Source organism: Pseudomonas sp. 18058 (assembly GCF_902706155.1).
GTDB classification, from domain to species: domain Bacteria; phylum Pseudomonadota; class Gammaproteobacteria; order Pseudomonadales; family Pseudomonadaceae; genus Aquipseudomonas; species Aquipseudomonas rustica.
Map to the genome: position 1 here is coordinate 1 of NZ_CACSJY010000057.1, position 23,242 is coordinate 23,242.

Annotated in this window: 17 protein-coding genes and 2 tRNA genes; 14 read left to right on the plus strand and 5 right to left on the minus strand. The window is 60.3% G+C overall.

Annotation, left to right across the window (positions count from 1 at the left end):
- Positions 1 to 72: 72 nt before the first annotated feature.
- Positions 73 to 1,137: a tRNA epoxyqueuosine(34) reductase QueG gene (gene queG / locus GVL50_RS23565; protein ID WP_159815244.1), complete on the minus strand. Its 1,065-nt coding sequence runs from the start codon at positions 1,135 to 1,137 to the stop codon at positions 73 to 75.
- Between the two features lie 63 nt (positions 1,138 to 1,200).
- On the opposite strand from queG, the gene GVL50_RS23570 reads away from it, so the two are divergent.
- The 12 genes from GVL50_RS23570 (at position 1,201) to GVL50_RS23625 (ending at position 16,203) form a co-directional block, all read left to right on the plus strand.
- Positions 1,201 to 2,700 carry an NAD(P)H-hydrate dehydratase gene (locus tag GVL50_RS23570; RefSeq protein ID WP_159815245.1) on the plus strand — a complete coding sequence of 500 codons (1,500 nt, stop codon included), beginning with the start codon at positions 1,201 to 1,203 and terminating at the stop codon, positions 2,698 to 2,700.
- Entirely contained in the window at positions 2,688 to 3,158 is a 471-nt protein-coding gene (tsaE, locus tag GVL50_RS23575; RefSeq protein ID WP_159815246.1) for a tRNA (adenosine(37)-N6)-threonylcarbamoyltransferase complex ATPase subunit type 1 TsaE, read from the plus strand. Before GVL50_RS23570 ends, tsaE begins: the two co-directional genes overlap by 13 nt.
- 3 nt (positions 3,159 to 3,161) lie before the next feature.
- Positions 3,162 to 4,595: an N-acetylmuramoyl-L-alanine amidase gene (locus tag GVL50_RS23580; RefSeq protein ID WP_218586048.1), complete on the plus strand. Its 1,434-nt coding sequence runs from the start codon at positions 3,162 to 3,164 to the stop codon at positions 4,593 to 4,595.
- 8 nt (positions 4,596 to 4,603) lie between these two features.
- Positions 4,604 to 6,505 (plus strand): DNA mismatch repair endonuclease MutL, encoded by a 1,902-nt coding sequence (gene mutL, locus GVL50_RS23585; protein WP_178124216.1) that lies wholly within the window; start codon positions 4,604 to 4,606, stop codon positions 6,503 to 6,505.
- Entirely contained in the window at positions 6,505 to 7,476 is a 972-nt protein-coding gene (gene miaA / locus GVL50_RS23590; protein WP_159815249.1) for a tRNA (adenosine(37)-N6)-dimethylallyltransferase MiaA, read from the plus strand. The genes mutL and miaA overlap by 1 nt, the downstream gene beginning before the upstream one ends.
- A 95-nt stretch (positions 7,477 to 7,571) precedes the next feature.
- Complete coding sequence (gene hfq, locus GVL50_RS23595) at positions 7,572 to 7,832, plus strand: RNA chaperone Hfq (protein WP_007902656.1); 261 nt, start codon at positions 7,572 to 7,574, stop codon at positions 7,830 to 7,832.
- A gap of 12 nt (positions 7,833 to 7,844) precedes the next feature.
- Positions 7,845 to 9,146: a ribosome rescue GTPase HflX gene (hflX, locus tag GVL50_RS23600; protein WP_053116772.1), complete on the plus strand. Its 1,302-nt coding sequence runs from the start codon at positions 7,845 to 7,847 to the stop codon at positions 9,144 to 9,146.
- Between the two features lie 96 nt (positions 9,147 to 9,242).
- A complete protein-coding gene (gene hflK, locus GVL50_RS23605) occupies positions 9,243 to 10,415 on the plus strand; it encodes an FtsH protease activity modulator HflK (protein ID WP_053116773.1) in 1,173 nt (390 codons plus the stop codon).
- Positions 10,415 to 11,284, plus strand: a complete 870-nt coding sequence (hflC, locus tag GVL50_RS23610; RefSeq protein ID WP_053116774.1) for a protease modulator HflC — start codon at positions 10,415 to 10,417, stop codon at positions 11,282 to 11,284. The genes hflK and hflC overlap by 1 nt, the downstream gene beginning before the upstream one ends.
- A 313-nt stretch (positions 11,285 to 11,597) precedes the next feature.
- Positions 11,598 to 12,785 (plus strand): ATP phosphoribosyltransferase regulatory subunit, encoded by a 1,188-nt coding sequence (locus GVL50_RS23615; RefSeq protein ID WP_159815250.1) that lies wholly within the window; start codon positions 11,598 to 11,600, stop codon positions 12,783 to 12,785.
- A 54-nt stretch (positions 12,786 to 12,839) separates the two neighbouring features.
- Positions 12,840 to 14,129 (plus strand): adenylosuccinate synthase, encoded by a 1,290-nt coding sequence (locus GVL50_RS23620; protein WP_027921980.1) that lies wholly within the window; start codon positions 12,840 to 12,842, stop codon positions 14,127 to 14,129.
- 139 nt (positions 14,130 to 14,268) lie between these two features.
- Complete coding sequence (locus tag GVL50_RS23625) at positions 14,269 to 16,203, plus strand: methyl-accepting chemotaxis protein (RefSeq protein WP_159815251.1); 1,935 nt, start codon at positions 14,269 to 14,271, stop codon at positions 16,201 to 16,203.
- Positions 16,204 to 16,313: 110 nt separating this feature from the next.
- Here the strand turns inward: GVL50_RS23625 and GVL50_RS23630 are convergent, their stop codons facing one another.
- The 4 genes from GVL50_RS23630 to GVL50_RS23645 all read right to left on the minus strand — a co-directional run bounded on the left by GVL50_RS23630 (position 16,314) and on the right by GVL50_RS23645 (position 19,536).
- Positions 16,314 to 17,879, minus strand: coding sequence for an iron ABC transporter permease (locus GVL50_RS23630; RefSeq protein WP_159815252.1), 1,566 nt, complete (start codon positions 17,877 to 17,879; stop codon positions 16,314 to 16,316).
- Positions 17,879 to 18,889 carry an extracellular solute-binding protein gene (locus GVL50_RS23635; protein ID WP_159815253.1) on the minus strand — a complete coding sequence of 337 codons (1,011 nt, stop codon included), beginning with the start codon at positions 18,887 to 18,889 and terminating at the stop codon, positions 17,879 to 17,881. The genes GVL50_RS23630 and GVL50_RS23635 overlap by 1 nt, the downstream gene beginning before the upstream one ends.
- Before the next feature lie 292 nt (positions 18,890 to 19,181).
- A tRNA-Leu gene (locus tag GVL50_RS23640) sits at positions 19,182 to 19,268 on the minus strand.
- A gap of 181 nt (positions 19,269 to 19,449) precedes the next feature.
- Positions 19,450 to 19,536, minus strand: a tRNA-Leu gene (locus tag GVL50_RS23645).
- A 225-nt stretch (positions 19,537 to 19,761) separates the two neighbouring features.
- Here GVL50_RS23645 and rnr point away from each other — a divergent pair.
- Positions 19,762 to 22,392, plus strand: a complete 2,631-nt coding sequence (rnr, locus tag GVL50_RS23650; protein WP_159815254.1) for a ribonuclease R — start codon at positions 19,762 to 19,764, stop codon at positions 22,390 to 22,392.
- Entirely contained in the window at positions 22,389 to 23,153 is a 765-nt protein-coding gene (gene rlmB / locus GVL50_RS23655) for a 23S rRNA (guanosine(2251)-2'-O)-methyltransferase RlmB (RefSeq protein ID WP_159815255.1), read from the plus strand. Before rnr ends, rlmB begins: the two co-directional genes overlap by 4 nt.
- Positions 23,154 to 23,242: the final 89 nt, after the last annotated feature.

Sequence of the window (23,242 nt, forward strand, 5' to 3'; positions counted from 1 at the left end):
GCCGCAGGCTGCGATCTTTTGACGTTGTTTCAAGATCAAAAGATCGCAGCCTGCGGCAGCTCCTACAGGGGATTATGCGATTCCGTGTTGTTTCAGAGCCCATTCGACGTGTTCTTGTACCAGCTCTGACGGATAATCCCGCCGCGCCTTCAATGCTTCCAGCACCGGAATGCTCGACGGCGCGTTACCAAGCCCTACCGCCAGATTGCGCAACCACCGCTCATACCCGGCGCGGCGCAGCGGTGAGCCTTCGGTGCTGCTGAGGAATTTATCCTCGTCCCACATAAACAATTCAGCCAGTTCCGCATTGTCCAGATTGTGCCGTGGTTTGAAGTCGCTCTCCCCAGAGGGTTTGGCGAAACGGTTCCACGGGCAGACGATCTGGCAGTCGTCGCAGCCGAACACGCGGTTGCCGATCAGTGGGCGCAGGTCTTCGGGGATCGCGTTTTTCAGTTCGATGGTCAGGTACGAAATGCAGCGTCGCGCGTCCAGCACATAGGGGCCGACGAAGGCATTGGTCGGGCAAATGTCGAGGCACGCAGTGCAGCGGCCGCAATGTTCGGTGCTGTGCGGATCATCGACCGGCAACGGCAAGTCGACGAACAACTCGCTCAAGAAGAAATAGCTGCCAGCCTTACGGTTCAGCACCAAGGTGTTTTTACCGATCCAGCCCAGTCCGGCCTGCTCGGCGATGGCTTTTTCCAGCACCGGCGCGCTGTCGACAAAGGCACGAAAACCGAACGGGCCGATCTCGGATTGAATCTTGTCGGCCAATTGTTGAACACGTTTACGGATCAATTTGTGGTAATCGCGGCCCAAGGCATAACGCGACACGTAAGCTTTTTCCGGTTGGGCCAGGCGTTTGGCCATTTCGGTGTCGCCCGGCAGGTAGTCCATGCGCAGCGAAACCACGCGCAATGTGCCCGGCACCAGTTCTTCCGGGTGCGAGCGTTTGCTGCCGTGGGCGCCCATGTAGTCCATTTCGCCGTGGTAGCCGGCCGCGAGCCAGCGCTGCAGATGCTGTTCATGCTCGGCGAGATCCAGACCGCTGATGCCGACTTGCTGAAAGCCCAGCTCGCGGCCCCAATCCTTGATCGATTGGGCGAGGGCGGGCAGGTCTGTGGTGATGGCGGACATGAGGCGAGAGAAACCGGAGCTGAGGTGCGTATAATTCTGCCAGACATCGGAGCCCGAAGACGCATGCCGCACACGAAAGATGAATTACCCGACGCGCTGTATGGCGCCGCACAGGTGCGCGAACTCGATGCGCGGCTGATTGCCGCCGGCACGCCGGGCTTCGAATTGATGCAGCGCGCGGCGCATGCAACGTGGCGCGCGCTGGTTCGGCAATGGCCGTCGGCGACCGAACTGACGGTGCTGGCCGGGCATGGCAACAATGCTGGCGACGGCTATCTGGTTGCGGCCATGGCGCAGCGAGCCGGGTGGCAGGTGCGGGTGTTGGCAGTCGGCGATCCGCAGCGATTGCAGGGCGATGCCGCTCTGGCCCACTCCGAGGCGCTGGCTGAAGGTGTTGCGGTGCAAGGCTGGCAGGCTCACAGCGAACTGCGCGGCGTCATTCTTGATGCCTTGATCGGCACCGGTTTGAGCGGTGACGTGCGCGAGCCTTACCTCTCGGCGATCAAAGCCATTAACGCCAGCGGCTTGCCGGTAACTGCCGTCGATATCCCTTCTGGTTTATGTGCAGACACCGGGCATGTGCTCGGCGGCGCCGTGCAGGCCGATCTGACGGTGACCTTTATCGGGCTGAAACTCGGTTTGTTCACCGGCGATGCGGCGGATCACATCGGCTCGTTGCTGTTTAATGATCTGCAAGCCAGTGCCGACATCTATCGTGACATTCCGGGCATCGCCCAACGGCTCAACCCGGCTAATCTTCCGAAACTGGCGGCGCGTAGGCCGACTTCGCACAAGGGCCGTTTCGGCCATGTGTTGCTGATCGGTGGCGATCACGGGTTTGGCGGGGCGATCCTGCTCAGCACCGAAAGCGCTTTGCGCAGCGGCGCCGGAATGGTTTCGCTGGCGACGCGACCGGAGCATGTCCCGGCTGCGCTGACTCGTGTGCCGGAGGTGATGACGCTCGGCACATCGTCGGCCAATCAATTGATGGGCTTGCTGGAAAAAGTCTCGACACTGGTGATCGGCCCCGGACTCGGCCAGGCCAGTTGGGGCCGGGCGTTGCTGTCAGCGGCTGCCAATGCGCCGTTGCCGCAAGTCTGGGACGCCGATGCGTTGAACCTGCTGGCGAGCGGTGTTGCGAAGCTGCCCAAGGATTGCGTGATCACCCCGCATCCCGGCGAAGCGGCGCGGCTGCTCGGCATCAGTACCGCCGAAGTGCAGGCTGATCGACCGGCCGCCGCGCGGGCATTGAGCAAAAAATACGCAGCGACTGTAACTCTTAAAGGTGCGGGTACTCTGATCGCACATCCTGATGGGCGTCTGGCGCTGTGTCATCAGGGCCACCCGGCGATGGCGACGGCCGGGTTGGGCGATGTGCTGGCCGGTTTGACCGGCGCGTTGCTGGCGCAGGGTATGCAAAGTTTCGACGCCGCGCGTCTGGCCGTGTGGCTGCACGCCAACGCCGGGGCGCAACAAGGCAAATTAGGCCGTGGGCTGGCGGCCAGTGATCTGATTCCAGCCATTCGTCAGTTGTTGGAGGAGCAAGCACCGTGTCTGAAGTAACCCTGTACCTGGCCGATGAACAGGCCATGAGCGACTTTGGCGCACGGATCGCCCGCGTGACCCAGGGCCACGGCCTGATTTTTCTGGAAGGCAACCTCGGGATGGGCAAAACCACGCTGTCGCGGGGCATCATTCGTGGCCTGGGCCACGTGGGCTCGGTAAAAAGTCCGACCTTCACGTTGGTCGAGCCCTACGAGATCGGTGACGTCCGCGCCTTCCACTTCGACCTGTATCGACTGGTCGATCCGGAAGAGCTGGAGTTTCTCGGCATCCGCGATTACTTCGAAGACGATGCGCTGTGCCTGATCGAGTGGCCCGATAAAGGTGCAGGCTTTTTGCCAAAGCCTGACCTGACCATTACCATTAGCCCGCAAGACAGCGGGCGTTCGCTGAAAATTTTATCCCAGGGCTCGCGTGGCGAGGTCTGGTGTGCCGCTTTGGCATTGGAATCCAATTAAATGATGGGGTTAGGTATGCGCTTTCGCGCGTTGGTGGCTGCCGTTGGACTGTTGTTGATGGCAGTAACCGTCAACGCTGTGGCCGATTCAAAGGTCAACAGCGTGCGCTTGTGGCGAGCGCCGGATAACACGCGACTGGTCTTCGACCTGAGCGGCCCGGTGCAGCACAGCGTCTTCACCCTGACCGCTCCGGATCGGCTGGTGATCGACATCAATGGCGCCACCTTGGGTGCGCCGCTGAAATTGCAGACTGCGAACACCCCGATCACCGCCATGCGCTCGGCACAACGCACGCCGACCGACCTGCGCGTGGTCATCGACCTGAAAAAAGCCGTCACACCGAAAAGCTTCTCGCTGGCGCCGAACGGGCAGTATGGCAACCGTCTGGTGGTCGACCTGTTCGACAACGCAGCCGACGCCGAACCCGCTCCAACACCTGCGCCGACCCCTTCGGTCGCGACCATACCGGCAGTGCCGGTCACACCGACAGAACCGGCGATCAAGTTGCCGCCAGCCCCGGCCGGCAAGCGCGACATTATTGTGGTGATCGACGCCGGCCACGGTGGCGAAGACCCGGGCGCGTCCGGTTCGCGCGGGCAGCGTGAGAAAGACGTGGTGCTGCAGATCGCCCGCGAACTGCAACGTCAGGTCAACGGCATGAAAGGCTTCCGCGCCGAACTTACCCGTACGGGCGACTACTTCATCCCGTTGCGTGGCCGTACTGAAATCGCCCGCAAAAAAGGCGCCGATCTGTTCGTGTCGATCCACGCCGACGCCGCGCCGTCTGCGGCAGCCTTCGGTGCCTCGGTGTTTGCCCTGTCTGATCGCGGCGCAACCTCGGAGACTGCGCGTTGGCTGGCCGACAGCGAAAACCGTTCCGACTTGATCGGTGGTGCCGGCAACGTCAGCCTCGACGATAAAGACCGCATGCTCGCGGGCGTATTGCTAGACCTGTCGATGACCGCCTCGCTGACCTCCAGCCTCAACGTCGGCCAGAAAGTCCTGACCAACATCGGCCGCGTCACGCCGTTGCACAAACAGCGCGTGGAACAAGCCGGGTTTATGGTGTTGAAGTCGCCGGACATCCCGTCGATCCTGGTCGAAACCGGGTTTATCTCCAACGCCAACGAAGCGAACAAGCTCTCGGCCTCAAGCCACCAGCAGGCGCTGGCGCGTTCGATCAGCAGCGGCGTGCGCCAGTTCTTCCAGCAGAATCCGCCACCGGGCACTTACATCGCCTGGCTGCGTGATTCCGGAAAAATCGCCCAAGGCCCGCGCGATCACCGCGTCGGCCCGGGTGAAACCCTGGCAATGATCGGCGTGCGTTATCAGGTGTCGCCGGCCACATTGCGCAGCGCGAACAATCTGAAAAGTGATGAGCTGAAAGTCGGCCAGCACCTGACCATTCCTGGCACCGAACTGGCGTCCAAAGAATGAACGAAGTGCTGAACGCTGCCGCGCGCATCGAACTGCTCAGCCCACGGCTGGCGAACCAGATTGCCGCCGGTGAGGTGGTTGAACGTCCGGCCTCGGTGATCAAGGAGTTGCTGGAAAACAGCCTCGACTCCGGCGCCAAACGCATCGATATCGATGTCGAGCAGGGCGGCGTCAAGCTGCTGCGCGTCCGTGATGACGGCAGCGGTATTTCCGCCGATGACCTGCCGTTGGCGCTGGCCCGTCACGCCACCAGCAAGATCCGCAACCTCGAAGACCTCGAACAAGTGATGAGCCTCGGTTTCCGGGGTGAGGCACTGGCGTCGATCAGCTCCGTGGCGCGCCTGACCCTGACCTCGCGTACCCGCGATGCCGAACAAGCCTGGCAAGTTGAAACCGAAGGTCGCGACATGGCGCCGCGAGTTCAACCGGCGGCCCACCCGATCGGCACCTCGGTGGAAGTTCGTGATCTGTTCTTCAACACCCCGGCGCGGCGCAAATTTCTCAAGACCGAAAAAACCGAATTCGATCACCTGCAAGAAGTGATCAAGCGTCTGGCGCTGGCGCGTTTCGACGTGGCTTTTCATCTGCGCCACAACGGCAAAACCATCCTCAGCCTGCACGAGGCCCACGATGATGCGGCCCGCGCACGGCGAGTGGCAGCGATTTGCGGTTCGGGTTTTCTTGAGCAGGCGCTGCCGATCGAGATCGAGCGCAACGGCCTGCACTTGTGGGGCTGGGTCGGTTTGCCGACCTTCAACCGCAGCCAGGCGGATTTGCAGTATTTCTTTGTGAATGGCCGGGCCGTGCGCGACAAACTGGTCGCCCACGCGGTGCGTCAGGCCTATCGCGACGTGCTGTTCAACGGCCGTCACCCGACGTTTGCGCTGTTTTTCGAAGTTGATCCGGCGGCAGTCGACGTCAACGTCCATCCGACCAAACACGAAGTGCGCTTCCGTGACGGGCGCATGGTGCATGACTTCCTTTACGGCACGTTGCACCGCGCGTTGGGCGATGTGCGGCCGGAAGATCAACTGGCGGGCTCCGTCACCACTGCCGTCGTTCGCCCATCCGGCCTCGATGCCGGCGAGTTCGGCCCGCAAGGTGAAATGCGTCTGGCGGCCAATGCGCTGCTGGAACAACCGCAGGCGCAACCCGCGTTTAACACCTCGTCCGGTGCCAGCGCTGGCGGCGCTTATCAGTATCAATACACACCGCGCCCGCAGTCGGGCATGCCGCCGGCCGCCGAGGCGCAGGCTGCGTATCGCGAGTTTTTTGCGCCGTTGCCTGAAGCCAACGCCAATGCGCTGCCGGCCGGTCAGGAAGACATTCCGCCGCTGGGTTACGCGCTGGCGCAGCTCAAAGGCATCTACATTTTGTCCGAGAACGCTCAAGGGCTGGTGCTGGTGGACATGCACGCAGCGCACGAGCGGATCATGTACGAGCGCCTGAAGATCGCCATGGCCAGCGAAGGCTTGAGCGGCCAGCCATTGCTGGTGCCGGAGTCGCTGGCCGTCAGTCAGCGCGAAGCCGATTGTGCTGAAGAGCACGCCGCATGGTTTCAACGTCTGGGCTTTGAACTGCAGCGACTGGGCCCGGAAACTCTGGCGATCCGCCAAATTCCAGCCTTGTTGAAGCAAGCCGAAGCCAACCGCTTGGTCGGCGATGTACTCTCCGACTTGATGGAGTACGGCACCAGCGACCGGATTCAGGCGCACCTGAACGAACTGCTCGGCACCATGGCCTGCCACGGCGCGATCCGCGCCAACCGGCGCCTGGCCCTGCCGGAAATGAACGGCCTGCTGCGTGATATGGAAAACACCGAGCGCAGTGGTCAATGCAACCATGGCCGACCGACCTGGACTCAACTGGGCCTGGACGATCTGGACAAACTGTTCCTGCGCGGTCGTTGATGAGCCAGCTCCCTCCAGCGATTTTTCTGATGGGCCCGACCGCTGCGGGCAAGACTGATCTGGCCATCGAGCTGACCAAGGTGCTGCCGTGCGAGTTGATCAGTGTCGATTCGGCGCTGGTCTATCGCGGTATGGACATCGGCACTGCCAAACCTTCCAAAGAACTGCTGGCCGAACATCCGCACCGCTTGATCGACATTCTCGATCCGGCGGAAGCGTATTCGGCTGCGGATTTCCGTCGCGATGCGTTGCAAGCGATGGCGGAAATCACCGCGCGCGGAAAAATTCCGCTGCTGGTCGGCGGCACCATGCTCTATTACAAGGCGCTGGTGGAAGGGTTGGCCGAGATGCCGGCGGCTGATCCCGAGGTGCGCGCGCAGATCGAGGAAGAGGCTGCACGCCTTGGCTGGCAAGCCCTGCACGACCAATTGACGGTCATCGACCCGGTGTCGGCAGCGCGGATTCATCCGAACGATCCGCAGCGCTTGAGTCGGGCACTGGAAGTCTATCGAGTCAGCGGTCAGAGCATGACTGCCCTGCGCGCACAACAATCTGCGCAAAGTACTGAAGCAGCCGCTTCGGGACTGCAACAATTGCCCTATACTGTCGCGAACTTGGCCATTGCCCCGGCAAACCGCCAGGTACTGCACGAGCGCATTAAACAAAGATTCACAATTATGTTGGAACAGGGATTCATCGACGAGGTCGTAGCCCTGCGTAAAAGAAGTGACCTGCATTCAGGGTTGCCGTCTATACGTGCGGTAGGCTACCGCCAAGTCTGGGATTACCTGGATGGCAAGCTGACGTTGGCCGACATGCAGGAGCGCGGCATCATCGCCACGCGCCAATTAGCCAAGCGCCAGTTCACCTGGCTGCGCAGCTGGGAAGATCTACACTGGCTGGACAGTCTTGATTGCGACAATCTGCCACGCGCCTTGAAATACCTTGGGACCATCTCCATATTGAGCTGAGTCCTTGCAATTGCCGTCTATCCTTGGGGGTGTGGCGGCTAAAGCCATCTGAATTACCTATTTTTTATTATTGAATCCTTAAAGGAGTGCGGCACATGTCAAAAGGGCATTCGCTACAAGACCCTTACTTGAATACTTTACGTAAAGAGAAAGTTGGGGTTTCCATCTACCTGGTCAACGGTATCAAACTGCAAGGCACGATCGAGTCGTTCGACCAGTTCGTGATCCTGCTGAAAAACACCGTGAGCCAGATGGTTTACAAACACGCTATCTCGACAGTAGTGCCGGTTCGTCCAATTCGTCTGCCTAGCGCAACCGAATCCGAAGCAGGTGACGCTGAGCCAGGTAACGCCTGATAGGAGTCTCCTTTGTTCTTTGAGCGCCACGGTGGTGGTGAGCGAGTAATCCTCGTTCACTTGGATGGACAGGACCCTGAGGCGCGCGAAGATCCGCAGGAGTTTCAGGAATTGGCTAATTCGGCCGGCGCCGAGACCGTTGCGTTTTTTAACGTGCCGCGTCATCGGCCAACCGCCAAATACCTGATTGGCAGCGGCAAGGTCGAGGAATTGCGCGACCTGGTCAAAGCTGAAGAAGCCGATCTGGTGATCTTCAATCACATCCTCACGCCCAGTCAGGAACGTAACCTCGAACGTGTTTTCGAGTGTCGCGTGATCGACCGTACCGGCCTGATTCTCGATATTTTCGCCCAACGCGCCCGTACCCATGAAGGCAAGCTCCAGGTCGAACTGGCCCAGCTTGACCACATGAGCACCCGCCTGGTTCGTGGCTGGACTCACCTTGAGCGTCAAGGTGGCGGTATCGGCATGCGTGGCCCGGGTGAAACCCAACTCGAAACCGACCGCCGTTTGCTGCGGGTTCGCCTGCGCCAGATCAAGGGCCGGCTCGAGAAGGTGCGCAGCCAGCGCGAGCAGTCGCGTCGCGGCCGTTCCCGTGCGGATATCCCGACCGTTTCTCTGGTGGGATACACCAACGCCGGCAAATCCACACTCTTCAACAACGTGACGAAATCCGACGTCTACGCGGCCGACCAATTGTTCGCCACCCTGGATCCGACCCTGCGCCGTCTCGACATTGACGACCTGGGGCCGATTGTTCTGGCGGACACGGTGGGCTTCATTCGTCACTTGCCGCACAAGCTGGTTGAAGCATTTCGGTCTACCCTCGAAGAGTCGAGCAACTCCGATCTGCTGTTGCACGTGATCGATGCAGCAGAACCGGATCGCATGTTGCAGATCGAGCAGGTGATGGTGGTGCTGGGCGAGATTGGTGCCCAGGACTTGCCGATCCTCGAGGTCTATAACAAACTCGATTTGCTTGAAGGCGTTGAGCCACAAATCCAGCGCGACGAAAACGGCAAGCCCCAGCGGGTCTGGCTTTCGGCGCGTGATGGCAGTGGTCTGGAATTGCTTGAACAAGCCATCGCCGAATTGCTCGGCAGTGATTTGTTTGTCGGTACCCTGCGCTTGCCGCAACGATTCGCCCGACTGCGTGCGCAGTTTTTCGAGCTCGGTGCGGTACAGAAAGAAGAACACGACGAAGAAGGCATCAGTTTGCTGGCCGTTCGTTTGCCCCGGGTCGAGCTGAATCGACTGGTAAGCCGCGAAGGATTGCAGCCGATGGAATTCATCGAGCAACACACTTTGCAATAAAAGCCTGAAGAAGCGGTTGTGCCGTGACGGCAGGCATTCTGTAGCATTGGTCGGCGCGCCGTGGGTGCGTCTTTGCTTTATCAGATGGAGAGCGCTATGGCTTGGAATGAGCCGGGTGGCAACTCGAATAATCAGGATCCTTGGGGTGGCAAACGCCGCAATAACGGCGACCGCAAGGGGCCACCGGATCTCGACGAGGCCTTCCGAAAGCTGCAGGAAAGCCTGAACGGGTTGTTCGGTGGTGGTAAAAAACGCGGTGATGACGGCGGGGGTTCCGGCAAAAGCCGTGGCGGCTTCGGCGGTCTGATCGGCATCGTCCTCGTCGTGCTGGCGGCTATCTGGCTGTACAGCGCGGTCTATGTGGTCGACGAGCAGGAGCAGGCCGTGGTGCTGCGCTTCGGCAAGTACTACGAGACTGTTGGCCCGGGCCTGAACATCTACCTGCCGCCGATCGACAAGAAGTACATGGAAAACGTAACGCGTGAGCGTGCGTACACCAAGCAGGGCCAGATGCTCACCGAAGACGAGAACATCGTCGAAGTGCCGCTGACCGTGCAGTACAAGATCAGCAACCTGCAGGACTTCGTGCTGAACGTCGATCAGCCGGAAATCAGCCTGCAACATGCGACCGACAGTGCCCTGCGCCACGTGGTGGGTTCGACCGCCATGGATCAGGTGCTGACCGAAGGTCGTGAATTGATGGCCAGCGAAATCAAGGAGCGTCTGCAACGCTTCCTCGATACTTACCGCACCGGTATCACTGTGACTCAGGTCAACGTACAGAACGCGGCAGCCCCGCGTGAAGTGCAGGAAGCCTTCGATGACGTGATCCGCGCCCGTGAAGACGAGCAGCGTTCGCGCAACCAGGCTGAAACCTACGCCAACGGCGTCGTGCCGGAAGCCCGTGGTCAGGCCCAGCGCATCATCGAAGATGCCAACGGTTATCGTGACGAAACGGTCTCGCGTGCCAAGGGTGAGGCGGATCGCTTCACCAAACTGGTCGCCGAGTATCGCAAGGCACCTGAAGTCACCCGCGAGCGTCTGTACCTGGACACCATGCAGGAAGTCTTCAGCAACACCAGCAAGGTACTCGTGACCGGTAACAAGAACGGCCAGAGCAACCTGTTGTACCTGCCGTTGGACAAAATGATTCAGAACAGCTCGGGCAGCAATGCGCCGGTCACCGGTTCGGCCGCTGCCAGCAACAACACGGATGCCGCGCCGCACGTCACTGACCTGCCGCAGACGCGCACAAGGGAGACCCGCTGATGAGCAATAAATCGCTGATCGCCCTGATCGTTGGCGTCGTTGTGCTACTGGTGGGCTGGAACTGCTTCTACATCGTCGCTCAGACCGAGCGTGCGGTGCTGCTGCAATTCGGTCGCGTGGTTCAGGCTGATGTTCAGCCGGGCCTGCATGTGAAAGTGCCTTACGTTAACCAGGTGCGTAAATTCGACGCACGTCTGATGACGCTGGATGCACCGACACAGCGCTTCCTGACCCTGGAAAAGAAAGCCGTGATGGTTGATGCCTACGCCAAGTGGCGCGTGAAAGATGCCGAGCGCTTCTACACCGCAACTTCCGGCCTCAAGCAAATCGCCGACGAGCGTCTGTCCCGCCGACTGGAATCCGGTCTGCGTGACCAGTTCGGTAAGCGCACCCTGCACGAAGTGGTGTCGGGTGAGCGTGATGCACTGATGGCTGACATCACCGCATCGCTGAACTCGATGGCGGAAAAAGAGCTGGGTATCGAAGTTATCGATGTCCGGGTCAAAACCATCGATCTGCCGAAAGAAGTAAACCGCAGCGTGTTCGAACGTATGAGCACCGAGCGTGAGCGTGAAGCTCGCGAGCACCGCGCCAAGGGTAACGAGCTGGCAGAAGGCATCCGTGCCGACGCCGATCGTCAACGCCGCGTGCTGCTGGCTGAAGCCTATCGTGAATCCGAAGAGGTTCGCGGTGACGGTGATGCCCAGGCCGCTGCGATCTACTCCAAGGCCTACGGTCAGGATCAGGAGTTCTACGGTTTCTACCGTAGCCTGCGCGCCTACCGTGAAAGCTTCGCGAACAAATCCGACGTACTGGTCCTCGACCCAAGCAGCGACTTCTTCCGTTACCTGGAAAAGTCCAAGCCTTGATACGACGTTGACCTGAATCATTCCGCCCGGCGGCTAAAACCTCGGGCGGGGTGATCCTTTCGGAAAACGTGTGTATGATGCGGCAGCCGGGAAATTCCCGGCTTTTTTGCGTCTGCACGTTTGATTGCTGTTTTTTGTTGCAGGCATCGGGTTGAATGGCCCGACCGTTTTTCGAGGAAAGTGATGGGCGAAGCCGCTGACAGGCCTTTCGCTGCGTCGTTCATGCGCGTGCGTTTTGAACGGACTGGTCATTTTCTGCTTCACTCAAGGCTCGCCCTCGTGCTGGCCGCCCGGATCAAAGGGGAATGGCGTAATGGCAACGGTAGACCGCTGGCTGCTGCCAGATGGCATCGAAGAAGTACTGCCACCGGAGGCGGCGCGCATTGAAGTCGCGCGTCGTCAGGTGTTGGATCTGTTCCAGGGCTGGGGTTACGAATTTGTCGTGACTCCCCATATCGAGTACCTGGAATCCCTGCTGACCGGCGCGGGCCAGGACCTGGATCTGCGTACCTTCAAGGTCATCGACCCGCAATCGGGCCGGCAGATGGGTTTCCGGGCGGACATCACGCCGCAAGTGGCGCGCATCGATGCGCACACCCTGCGTCGCGAAGGCCCGAGCCGTCTGTGCTACGCCGGCAGCGTGCTGCATGCGCAACCGCGTGCATTGTCGTCCTCGCGCAGCCCGATCCAGTTGGGCGCCGAGTTGTACGGCGACGCCAGCCCGAGCAGCGACGTTGAAGTGATCAGCCTGATGTTGGCCATGCTGCAACTGGCCGACGTGCCGGATGTGCACATGGATCTGGGGCATGTCGGCATTTACCGTGGTCTGGCGCGTGCCGCCGGTCTGTCTGGTGAAGTCGAGCAGCAGTTGTTCGATGCGCTGCAACGCAAGGCCATCGACGAGGTCATTACCTTGACCGAAGGTCTGCCGGCCGATCTGTCCGGCATGCTGCGTGCGCTGGTTGATCTGTGCGGCGGCCGTGAAGTGTTGAGCGCTGCCCGCGAGCGTCTGGCGAATGCGCCGGCGCCGGTTCTGGCAGCACTGGAAGATTTGCTGGCGATCGCCGAGCGTCTGTCGGCGCGCTTCCCGGAGCTGCCGCTGTACTTCGATCTGGGCGAGCTGCGTGGCTACCACTACCACACCGGTGTGGTGTTCGCGGTGTTCGTGCCGGGTGTTGGCCAGTCCATCGCTCAGGGCGGTCGCTACGACGACATCGGCGCCGATTTTGGTCGCGCCCGTCCGGCGACAGGCTTTTCCACCGATTTGAAAACCCTGGTGACCCTGGGGCGTGCTGAGATCGAGCTACCGTCTGGCGGTATCTGGATGCCTGACAGTACGGATGCGGCACTCTGGCAGCAGGTTTGCCAGTTGCGCAGTGAGGGTCAGCGTGTCGTTCAGGCGTTGCCTGGACAACCTTTGGCCGCCGCCCGTGATGCGGACTGCGACCGGCAATTGATTCAGCAGAACGGGCTTTGGCAAGTTTCGCCACTGGCTTCTTGAGTTTTCCTGCCGGCCATCGCCGGCACCAAGTTTGCGCGAATGAGGACAAGTGTTATGGGTAAGAATGTCGTAGTCCTGGGCACCCAATGGGGTGATGAGGGCAAAGGCAAGATCGTTGATCTGCTGACCGAACATGCTGCCGCCGTAGTGCGCTACCAAGGTGGCCACAACGCTGGTCACACCCTGGTGATCGACGGCGAAAAAACCGTTTTGCACCTGATCCCGTCGGGCGTGCTGCGCGAAGGCGTGCAGTGCCTGATCGGCAACGGCGTGGTGGTTGCACCTGACGCCCTGCTGCGCGAGATCACCAAGCTGGAAGAGAAAGGCGTACCGGTGCGCGAGCGTCTGCGTATCAGCCCCTCCTGCCCGCTGATCCTGTCCTTCCACGTAGCGCTGGATCAGGCTAGGGAAAAGGCCCGTGGCGAGCTGAAGATCGGTACTACCGGTCGCGGCATCGGCCCGGCGTACGAAGACAAGGTTGCTCGTCGTGGCCTGCGTGTTGGCGACCTGCTGAACATGCCGCGCTTCGAAGACAAGCTGCGTGAACTGGTGGATTACCACAACTTCATGCTGGTTGGTTACTACAAAGAGCCAGCCATTGAGTTCGAAAAGACTCTGGCCGAGTGCAAGGAATACGCTGAGCTGCTCAAGCCGTTGATGCTCGACGTGACTGCCGAGCTGCACGACCTGCGTCGCGCCGGCAAAGACATCATGTTCGAAGGCGCCCAGGGTTCGTTGCTCGACATCGACCACGGCACCTACCCGTACGTGACCAGCTCCAACACCACCGCCGGTGGCGTGGCGACCGGTTCGGGCGTTGGCCCGATGTTCCTGGACTACATCCTGGGCATCACCAAGGCTTACACCACTCGCGTCGGTTCGGGCCCGTTCCCGACTGAGCTGTTCGACGAAGTCGGCGCGCACCTGGCCAAGCAAGGTCACGAGTTCGGCGCTACCACCGGCCGTGCCCGTCGTTGCGGCTGGTTCGACGCCGTTATCCTGCGTCGCGCTATCGATGTGAACAGCATCTCGGGCATCTGCCTGACCAAGCTGGACGTACTCGACGGTCTGGAAACCATCAACATCTGCGTCGGCTACAAAGACGCGCAAGGCAACGCCGTTGCTCCGACCGACGCTGACAGCTACGTAGGCCTGCAGCCTGTGTACGAAGAAGTGCCGGGCTGGACTGAATCGACCGTGGGTGCAAAAACCCTGGAAGAGCTGCCGGCTAACGCTCGTGCCTACATCAAGCGCGTTGAAGAGTTGATCGGCGCACCGATCGACATTATTTCGACGGGCCCGGATCGCAACGAAACCATCGTTCTGCGTCATCCGTTTGCTTGATAAGTCGTTGATGTAAAAAACAAAGGCCCCTTAATCGGGGCCTTTGTCGTTTATGCTTGTCGGACGGCATGACCTTTGCTGTGAAACTTCCTACAAGAGTGCCATCAAATTAATGGCGTCAGAAGTAGAGGTATTCACAGTGTCGGCCGTTCTCTCACTGTTACAAAGCCGTTTGTTGCGCCCGGTATTCGTTACCCTTGGTATCGCCCTTTTGGTGCAAGTGCTGGTGGCCGTCGCCCTGACACGGAGCACCGTTACGGCGCTGGAAGCCGATCTGGCCGTGCGCCTCGGTGCCGACAGCCAGAAACTCTCTGGTGAACTAGAGCAGGCCGGACGTGAAGTCACGTCGAGCCTGGACAATCTTTCCAGCAGCACCCGCCAGCGCTTGACCGCCGGTTTGTCCACGCGTCTGAAGGATGAGCAGGCACAGCTGCGTGCGACTCTGGAAAAAGACCTCAAGGACTCGGCCAATGACATGGCGCAACTGCTCGCCTCCGTTGCGCCGCGCGCGATGTGGGACAGCGACGTGCCGACCCTCTCTGAGTTCGCCCGTCGTGCCCAGCGCAATCCCAATGTGCTGTTTGTGGTGTACGACGATGCCACCGGCCAGCACCTGACCCGTTATCTCAACCGCGAAAACCCGATCAACAAAGCCTTGCTGGAAAAAGGCCAAGGCGAGCGTGCGCTGGATAAAGTGCTGGATGCGGCGAAAAACGACCCATCCGTTTACTACCTCGAAGCCTCGATCAATCCCAACGGCGTGGAAATCGGCAAGGTGCTGATGGGTGTTTCCACGGCGTCGGTGGAAACCGATCTGGCCGCGCTGGACAAACGTTTCTCGGCGCTGATCGCCAGCAGTGATCAACTGGTCGGCGACAGCCTTCAAGGTGCCGCCGCCGATAGCGCAAAAGCCATGCAGGCGCGTCTGCAATCGGCGCAATCCACCGCTGCTGAAATGAAAGCCAATACCGCCAGCACCGTGCAAGAGGCAGCGGCGACGCTGCGCTGGAGAATCGGTCTGGGCCTGGCGCTGGTCGGCTGCGGCGTGCTGCTGTTGCTGGCCGTGGTGTTGGGCCATCGCGTGGTCAATCGCCTGAAGATGCTCAATGCCGCGATGGATGATCTGGCAGCGGGCGAGGGCGATCTGACCAAGCGAGTGCAGATCAACAGCAAAGACGAAATCGGCGACATGGCCTCGGCGGTCAATCGCTTTGTCGATAAGTTACAGCCGATCGTGCGCGAGGCGGGCGATGTCGCCCAGCGTACCGGCGTGGAAATCGGCGCGATGACTCTGCGCAATGCTGGTGCCGATGCGGCGGCCGGGATGCAGCGTGATGAAGTGGCGGAGAGTCTGCGCGCACTGTCGCAAATGGCCGACGAGGCGCAGTCGGAAAGCCATGCGATGCAGGCGGCGTTGAAGCAGGTGGTGGATATTCGTCAGGCCACTGATGAGAACACGCGCACGTCGGCCAAGGTCGGCGGCCTGATCGAGGCGTTGGCGGGACAGGTCGACACTGGAGCGAAAGTCATCCAGCGACTGGCGCAGCAGAGTGAACAGATTGAAGTGGTGCTGACGGTGATCCACGGGATCGCCGAGCAGACCAATTTGCTGGCACTGAACGCGGCAATTGAAGCAGCGCGCGCGGGTGAAACCGGGCGTGGGTTCGCGGTAGTGGCGGATGAGGTGCGTGCGTTGGCGAGCAAGACGCAAAGCTCTACCGGCGATATTCAGGCGCACATTGTTGCTTTGCAGCAGGGTGCGCGTGAGGCGGTTGAGGCGATTGGTCAGGCCGGGCGTCAGGCTAGCGAAGGCTTGCTGGTGTTGCGCGACAGTGCGCGGTTGCAGCAATCGGTGCAGGCCTCGGTTGAGCAGGTGCATGCGGCGATTGGTCTGGCGACGCAGGCAGCGGCGCATCAGGCGCAAGGCGCGCAAGCGGTGCGTGGGCGGGTCGAGACGATTCATGCGCAGGCCGAGAAAGCGGCGCAGGCAGTTGTGGAAACCACGGCGAGTGGCAAGGTGCTGGATGGTTTGGCGGCGCAGTTGAAGGCGAGTCTGGGGCAGTTCAGGGCTTGATGGTGTGATTAAGGGCCCATTCGCGAGCAAGCCCGCTCCCACATGTTGACCGAGTTCCAGCGCTGGAATGTGATCAAAATGTGGGAGCGGGCTTGCTCGCGAAGGTGATTTCAGCGGCTCAAATACATCCGCGTCGTCAGCAGATACACCGGCAACCCGGACACCAAAATCAACAACGCCGCATAAGGCGCCGCCGCCGCAAACTCGACATTCGCGGTATGCGCCCAGACCTCAGTCGCTAGCGTGTTAAGCCCGGTCGGACTCAGCAGCAGCGTCGCCGTTAATTCCTTCATCGCATCCAGAAACACCAGCGCAAACGCCGCGCCCAATGCCGGGAAAATAATCGGCAATGTCACCCGGCAAAACGCCGTGAACGACGAAGCGCCCAGCGTGCGGGCAGCCTCTTCCAGCTGCGGCGCAGCCTTGTTCAGTGCAGTACGAATCGGTGCTTGAGCCAGCGGCAGAAACAGCAGCGCATAAGCAATCAGCAACAACCCCGAAGTCTGGTACAGCGCCGGCACGTAATGCAGGGCGAAATACACCAGCGTCAGCGCAATCACCAAGCCCGGCAGCGCATGCAACAGGTACGGCAGACGCTCAGCCCAAATCGCCAATTGGCCTTTGTAGCGCACCACCAGCAAACCCACCGGCACTGCCAGCACCAGGCACAACGCCGCGCCGCCCAGCGACAACGCCAGCGACGACAGCAGCGCTTCGGTGATCGCCGCCACCGGAAAGGCTGCCGACGAACCGACCGCCAGCCAGTAGGCCAGCATGCCCAGCGGAATCCCGCTGCCGACAATCGCCAGCGCCAGACAATACAACTGGCCCAGCGAAGCCCAGCGCCCCAATCGAACTTGCTCCGCCTGACGCGCCGCGCCTTGCCCGGTGCGCACATGCCGGCCTTTGCCACGCACGCGCAGTTCCAGCCACAACAACACCAGGCACAGCGCCAGCAGCACCGCAGAAAGCATCGCTGCGTTGGCGTTACTGAATTCCAGCTCGAACTGTTGATAGATCGCGGTAGTGAACGTTTGCAGGCCAATGATCGACAGCGCGCCGAATTCCACCAGCATGTGCAAGGCAATCAGCAGCGAACCGGCCAACAGCGACGGCCAGAGCAGCGGCAGGGTGACGCGGAAAAACACCCCCCAGCGATTCTGCCCGAGGGTGCGCGCGGATTCTTCAAGGGAGGGATCGAGATTGCGCAGGGTCGCCGCTACCGGCAGAAAGATCAGCGGGTATTTCGACAGGCTCATCACCAGAATCGCCCCGCCGAGCCCTTCGAACTGCGCGCTCAAGGAGACCCAGGTGAAGCTGCTGACAAACGCCGGCACCGCGAACGGCAGGCACAGAATCACGCCCCACAGGCGCCGCCCCGGCAGATTGCTGCGCTCCAGCAGCCACGCCAGCGATAGACCGATCACGCCGCAGGTAATCGTCACGCCAACCATCAATGCCAGCGTATTGCGCAGCAGGCCGAACACGTACGGGCGCCACAGCAAGTGCAGCGCCTCGGCCCAACCGGCCTGCCAGGCTTTCAGTCCGACGTAGGCGAGCGGCAAAAGGCTGAGCACCACCAGCAGCAACACTGGCAGCACCAGCCAGATCGACGGCCGCTTACGCTTTGGTACGTAACCCCCGCGCGCGGCGGGGGCGGATAACGATGCGGCCATCAGTTCAAGCCAACTTCACGTTCCAGTTCCAGCGCTTCCTCGGCATTGCCCAGATCGGCTGGCGTTACGTTCGGCGCTTCCAGCTCGCTGAACGGCTTGAGCCCGCGATCCGATTCCATGCCTTTGTGCAGCGGGTATTCGGCAGTGGTCTGAGTGATCACGCGCTGACCTTCTTCGCTGGCCATGTAGGCGAGGAATTGCTGGGCTTCTTTTGGATGCTTGCTGGATTTCAGCACGGCAGCGCTCGATACGGTGATCAAGCCACCGACATCGCCGCCGGTGAAGTAATGCAGTTTCGAGTCGAGTTGGCCTTTCTCGCGCTGCAGGGCGAACCAGTAGTAGTTGTTCACCAGCACGGTAGCGACTTCGCCGTTTTCCACCGCTTTCAGGGCAACCATGTTGTTGCTGTAGGTTTTGCCGAATGCGCGCAGGCCAGTCAGCCATTCTTCGGCAGCGTCACGACCGTGCAGCTTGATGATCGCTACGGCTTGTTCCTGGAACGCGCCGCTGGTTGGCACGAAACCGACTTTGCCTTGCCACTGCGGATCAGAGAATTCCATCACCGATTTCGGCAGGTCTTTTTCATCGACCAGTTTCGGGTTGTAGGCAACCACGCGAACGCGCGCTGTGACGCCGATCCAGGTGCCGTTGCCGGCTACATATTTTTCCGGAAGCACAGCCAAAGTGGCGTCATCGGTTTTCGCCAGCAGGCCGAGTTCGCCGAGATTGTTAAGCGGCGGCGATTCTTCGGTGTAGATCACATCGGCGGGGGAGCGGTCGCCTTCTTCGATGACCTGGCTGGCGAGCTGATTGCTGCTGCCTTTGCGGACATTGACGTGAATGCCGGTCTTGGCTTCGAAGGCTTTGGCGATCGCGTCGCCGACTTCCTTGTGCTGGCCGTTATAGAGAGTCAGGGAAACCGCATCGGCAGCCTGGGTGAGGGGAGTGGCGAGCGCCAGGCCGAGAAGGGTGAAGGTCAGGCCTCGGCGCAGGGTATTTCGAAACGTCATTCGCAGGGTTCCTCACTGTCGCATTGCAAAAACTTGCAACAATGATAAACGATATTGTTTCTCAAGTGCGCCTTGCGAGAGCCCGCCAGCTCTGATACGACGTCTTCGTTGAACCGTAGGAGCTGCCGAAGGCTGCGATCTTTTGATCTTGCTCTTTGGAAAAACAAGATCAAAAGATCGCAGCCTTCGGCAGCTCCTGCATGGAGATATCAGGGTTTCGGGAGGGCAGAAACGCAAAAACCCGCTTTCGCGGGTTTCTGTGAAATCCAAGGCCGTAACCTTGAATTTGAATTGGTGCCCAGAAGAAGACTCGAACTTCCACGACCTTGCGGTCACCAGCACCTGAAGCTGGCGTGTCTACCAATTTCACCATCTGGGCAATCATCGCTAGCGTTGCCGCTGTTGATGTGGCGCACTATACGGAGCGCTTTTTGATCTGTAAACCCCTGATTTAATTTTAATAAATCGGTTTTAACAAAAGCGTTCCTTAGAATGCAAAAAACCCGCTTTCGCGGGTTTTTGTGTGAGTCTTGAAACTGATCTAGTCTCAAACTCTAAATTGGTGCCCAGAAGAAGACTCGAACTTCCACGACCTTGCGGTCACCAGCACCTGAAGCTGGCGTGTCTACCAATTTCACCATCTGGGCAGTATCGGCAACGCTGTGCGTCGTCGATGGCGCGCACTATACGGAGCGTCTTTTTAACTGTAAACCCCTCTCAGCAAAAAACATGATTTTTTTTACCGGCGGTGGTCAAAACGGCTTTCAAGCAACGCTACAGCCCCGGATACGCGCCTTATAGAAGCGGAAATTTCCCGTTTCATGGCGCCTATGCCAAACTAACCCGCATATAGACAAGGTGAAAACTCTCTAATGGCCGATTGGCAGTCCCTCGATCCCGAGGCCGCTCGTGAAGCGGAAAAATATGAAAACCCTATTCCTAGTCGCGAACTGATCCTGGCGCACCTCGCCGATCGGGGTTCGCCTGCTGCCCGCGAGCAACTGGTCGAAGAGTTTGGTCTGACCACAGAAGACCAGATCGAAGCCCTGCGCCGCCGCCTGCGCGCCATGGAGCGCGACGCTCAACTGATCTACACCCGCCGCGGCACGTACGCGCCGGTCGACAAGCTCGACCTGATCCTCGGTCGCATCAGCGGTCACCGTGACGGTTTCGGCTTCCTGGTGCCGGACGACGGCAGCGACGACCTGTTCATGAGCCCGGCGCAAATGCGTCTGGTGTTTGACGGCGACCGTGCGCTGGCCCGTGTTTCCGGTCTTGATCGTCGCGGTCGCCGCGAAGGCGTGATCGTCGAAGTGGTTTCGCGTGCTCACGAAACCATCGTCGGTCGCTACTTCGAAGAAGGCGGCATCGGTTTTGTCGTTGCCGACAATCCGAAGATCCAGCAAGAAGTGCTGGTCACGCCGGGCCGTAATGCCAACGCGCAGATCGGTCAGTTCGTCGAGGTGAAAATCACCCACTGGCCAACGCCGCGCTTCCAGCCGCAAGGCGATGTGGTCGAAGTGGTCGGCAACTACATGGCGCCGGGCATGGAAATCGATGTTGCCCTGCGCACTTACGACATTCCGCACGTCTGGCCTGAAGCTGTCCTGAAAGAAGCCGCCAAGCTCAAGCCGGAAGTCGAAGAGAAAGACAAAGAGAAGCGCGTTGACCTGCGCCATCTGCCGTTCGTCACCATCGACGGCGAAGATGCCCGCGACTTCGACGATGCGGTTTATTGCGAAGCCAAACCGGGCAAGCTGCGCCTGTTCTCCGGCGGCTGGAAGTTGTACGTGGCGATTGCCGACGTTTCCAGCTACGTGAAAATCGGTTCGGCGCTGGACAACGAAGCGCAAGTGCGCGGCAACTCGGTGTATTTCCCCGAGCGCGTGGTGCCGATGCTGCCTGAGCAGTTGTCCAACGGCCTGTGCTCGCTGAACCCGCACGTCGATCGTCTGGCCATGGTTTGCGAGATGACCATTTCCAAGTCCGGCGAAATGACCGACTACTGCTTCTATGAGGCGGTGATCCACTCCCACGCTCGTCTGACGTACAACAAAGTCAGCGCGATGCTGGAAACGCCGAAAATCACCGAGGCGCGTCAGCTTCGCGGTGAGTACAACGACGTTCTGCCGCACCTCAAGCAGCTTTATGCGCTGTACAAGGTTCTGTTGGCTGCTCGTCACGTACGTGGCGCGATCGATTTCGAAACGCAGGAAACCCGGATCATCTTCGGTACCGAGCGCAAGATTGCCGAGATCCGTCCGACCACCCGTAACGATGCGCACAAGCTGATCGAAGAATGCATGCTGGCGGCCAACGTGGCCACCGCCGAATTCCTCAAGAAGCACGAAATTCCTGCGCTGTACCGCGTCCACGACGGCCCGCCACCGGAGCGTCTGGAAAAACTGCGTGCCTTCCTTGGCGAGCTCGGCCTGTCCCTGCACAAAGGCAAGGACGGCCCGTCGCCGAAGGACTACCAGGCACTGCTGGCGAGCATCAAGGATCGTCCGGATTTCCACCTGATCCAGACCGTGATGCTGCGTTCGCTGAGCCAAGCGGTGTACAGCGCTGACAATCAGGGCCACTTCGGCCTGAATTACGAAGCCTATACCCACTTCACTTCGCCGATCCGTCGTTACCCGGATTTGCTCACCCACCGCGCAATCCGCAGCGTGATCCATTCGAAACAGGACACCTCGCACGTTCGCCGTGCCGGTGCGATGACCATTCCGAAAGCGCGTATCTATCCGTACGACGAAGCGGCGCTGGAGCAACTCGGCGAGCAGTGCTCGATGAGCGAGCGCCGTGCCGACGAAGCGACCCGCGACGTGGTGAACTGGCTCAAGTGCGAGTTCATGAAAGATCGCGTGGGCGAGTCGTTCCCGGGCGTGATCACTGCGGTGACCGGTTTTGGTTTGTTCGTCGAGCTGACCGATATTTACGTCGAAGGCCTGGTGCACGTCACCGCGCTGCCGGGCGATTACTACCACTTCGATCCTGTGCATCACCGCCTGGCGGGCGAGCGCACCGGTCGCAGCTTCCGTCTCGGCGATACCGTTGAAGTGCGCGTCATGCGCGTTGACCTCGACGAACGCAAGATCGACTTCGAGATGGCTGAAAAAACCATCAGCGCGCCGATTGGTCGCAAAAAGCGTGGTGCTGAAACTGCTGCGCCAGCCGCGAAGGAAAAAGCCGAAGCGGCTCCTGCAAAAACCGCAGGTCGCCGTCCAGCGAAAGAGAAGGCTCCCGAAGCTTATCGCCCAAGCGACGCTGTGGCGAAAAACGCCGAGCTGCGTAAAAGCCGTGAAATGAAGAAGGCTCTGCTTTCCGACGCCAAAAACGGTGGTAAAGCGGCGCCTGGGGGAAAGACCGGACGGTCGGCGCCTGAAAAGGCCTCCGGCGGCAAGCCAGCAAAACCGAGCAAACATCGTAAAGGCCCGCCAAAAGCGGGTTCTGCTCCAGCCAAAAGTGGCGGGGCACGTAAACCGAAGGCGAAGTCATGAGTCAGTTGGAGAAAATCTACGGCGTTCACGCGGTAGAAGCGTTGCTGCGTCACCACCCGAAGCGCGTCAAGCAGATCTGGCTGGCGGAAAGCCGCAACGATCCGCGCGTGCAGACCCTGGTTGAGCTGGCCAACGAAAATCGTGTGCAGGTCGGTCAGGCCGAGCGCCGTGAAATGGACGCTTGGGTTGAAGGCGTTCACCAAGGCGTGGTCGCGGAAGTCAGCCCGAGCCAGGTCTGGGGCGAAGCGATGCTCGACGAGCTGCTCGATCGCACTGACGGCGCACCGTTGCTGCTGGTGCTCGACGGCGTGACCGATCCGCACAACCTCGGCGCCTGCCTGCGTTCGGCCGATGCGGCGGGTGCGCTGGCGGTGATCGTGCCGAAAGACAAGTCGGCAACCCTGACGCCGGTCGTGCGTAAAGTGGCCTGCGGCGCGGCGGAAGTGATTCCGTTGGTGGCCGTGACCAACCTTGCGCGCACCCTGGAAAAGCTTCAGCAGCGCGGTCTGTGGGTTGTCGGCACAGCAGGCGAAGCTGAAGTCAGCATCTACGACCAGGATCTGACGGGCCCGACCATTCTGATCATGGGCGCCGAAGGCAAAGGCATGCGTCGCCTGACCCGCGAACACTGCGACTATCTGGTGAAGCTGCCGATGGCCGGTAGCGTCAGCAGCCTCAACGTCTCGGTCGCGACGGGCGTCTGCCTGTTCGAAGCCCAGCGTCAGCGCGGCGTAAAAGGCAAGCCTGCTGCCAAGAAATAAGCCCCCTGTAGGAGCTGCCGCAGGCTGCGATCTTTTGATCTTGTCTTTAAAAACAAAATCAAAAGATCGCAGCCTTCGGCAGCTCCTAC

What these genes read in the sequence shown, in the direction of transcription:
- miaA (WP_159815249.1), top strand. Translation starts at nt 6,505, where the DNA reads ATGAGCCAGCTCCCTCCAGCGATTTTTCTGATGGGCCCGACCGCTGCG.
- GVL50_RS23615 (WP_159815250.1), top strand. Translation starts at nt 11,598, where the DNA reads ATGGCAACGGTAGACCGCTGGCTGCTGCCAGATGGCATCGAAGAAGTA.
- hfq (WP_007902656.1), top strand. Translation starts at nt 7,572, where the DNA reads ATGTCAAAAGGGCATTCGCTACAAGACCCTTACTTGAATACTTTACGT.
- GVL50_RS23580 (WP_218586048.1), top strand. Translation starts at nt 3,162, where the DNA reads ATGGGGTTAGGTATGCGCTTTCGCGCGTTGGTGGCTGCCGTTGGACTG.
- hflC (WP_053116774.1), top strand. Translation starts at nt 10,415, where the DNA reads ATGAGCAATAAATCGCTGATCGCCCTGATCGTTGGCGTCGTTGTGCTA.
- rlmB (WP_159815255.1), top strand. Translation starts at nt 22,389, where the DNA reads ATGAGTCAGTTGGAGAAAATCTACGGCGTTCACGCGGTAGAAGCGTTG.
- GVL50_RS23570 (WP_159815245.1), top strand. Translation starts at nt 1,201, where the DNA reads ATGCCGCACACGAAAGATGAATTACCCGACGCGCTGTATGGCGCCGCA.
- hflK (WP_053116773.1), top strand. Translation starts at nt 9,243, where the DNA reads ATGGCTTGGAATGAGCCGGGTGGCAACTCGAATAATCAGGATCCTTGG.
- rnr (WP_159815254.1), top strand. Translation starts at nt 19,762, where the DNA reads ATGGCCGATTGGCAGTCCCTCGATCCCGAGGCCGCTCGTGAAGCGGAA.
- GVL50_RS23635 (WP_159815253.1), bottom strand. Translation starts at nt 18,889, where the DNA reads ATGACGTTTCGAAATACCCTGCGCCGAGGCCTGACCTTCACCCTTCTC.
- GVL50_RS23620 (WP_027921980.1), top strand. Translation starts at nt 12,840, where the DNA reads ATGGGTAAGAATGTCGTAGTCCTGGGCACCCAATGGGGTGATGAGGGC.
- queG (WP_159815244.1), bottom strand. Translation starts at nt 1,137, where the DNA reads ATGTCCGCCATCACCACAGACCTGCCCGCCCTCGCCCAATCGATCAAG.
- GVL50_RS23630 (WP_159815252.1), bottom strand. Translation starts at nt 17,879, where the DNA reads ATGGCCGCATCGTTATCCGCCCCCGCCGCGCGCGGGGGTTACGTACCA.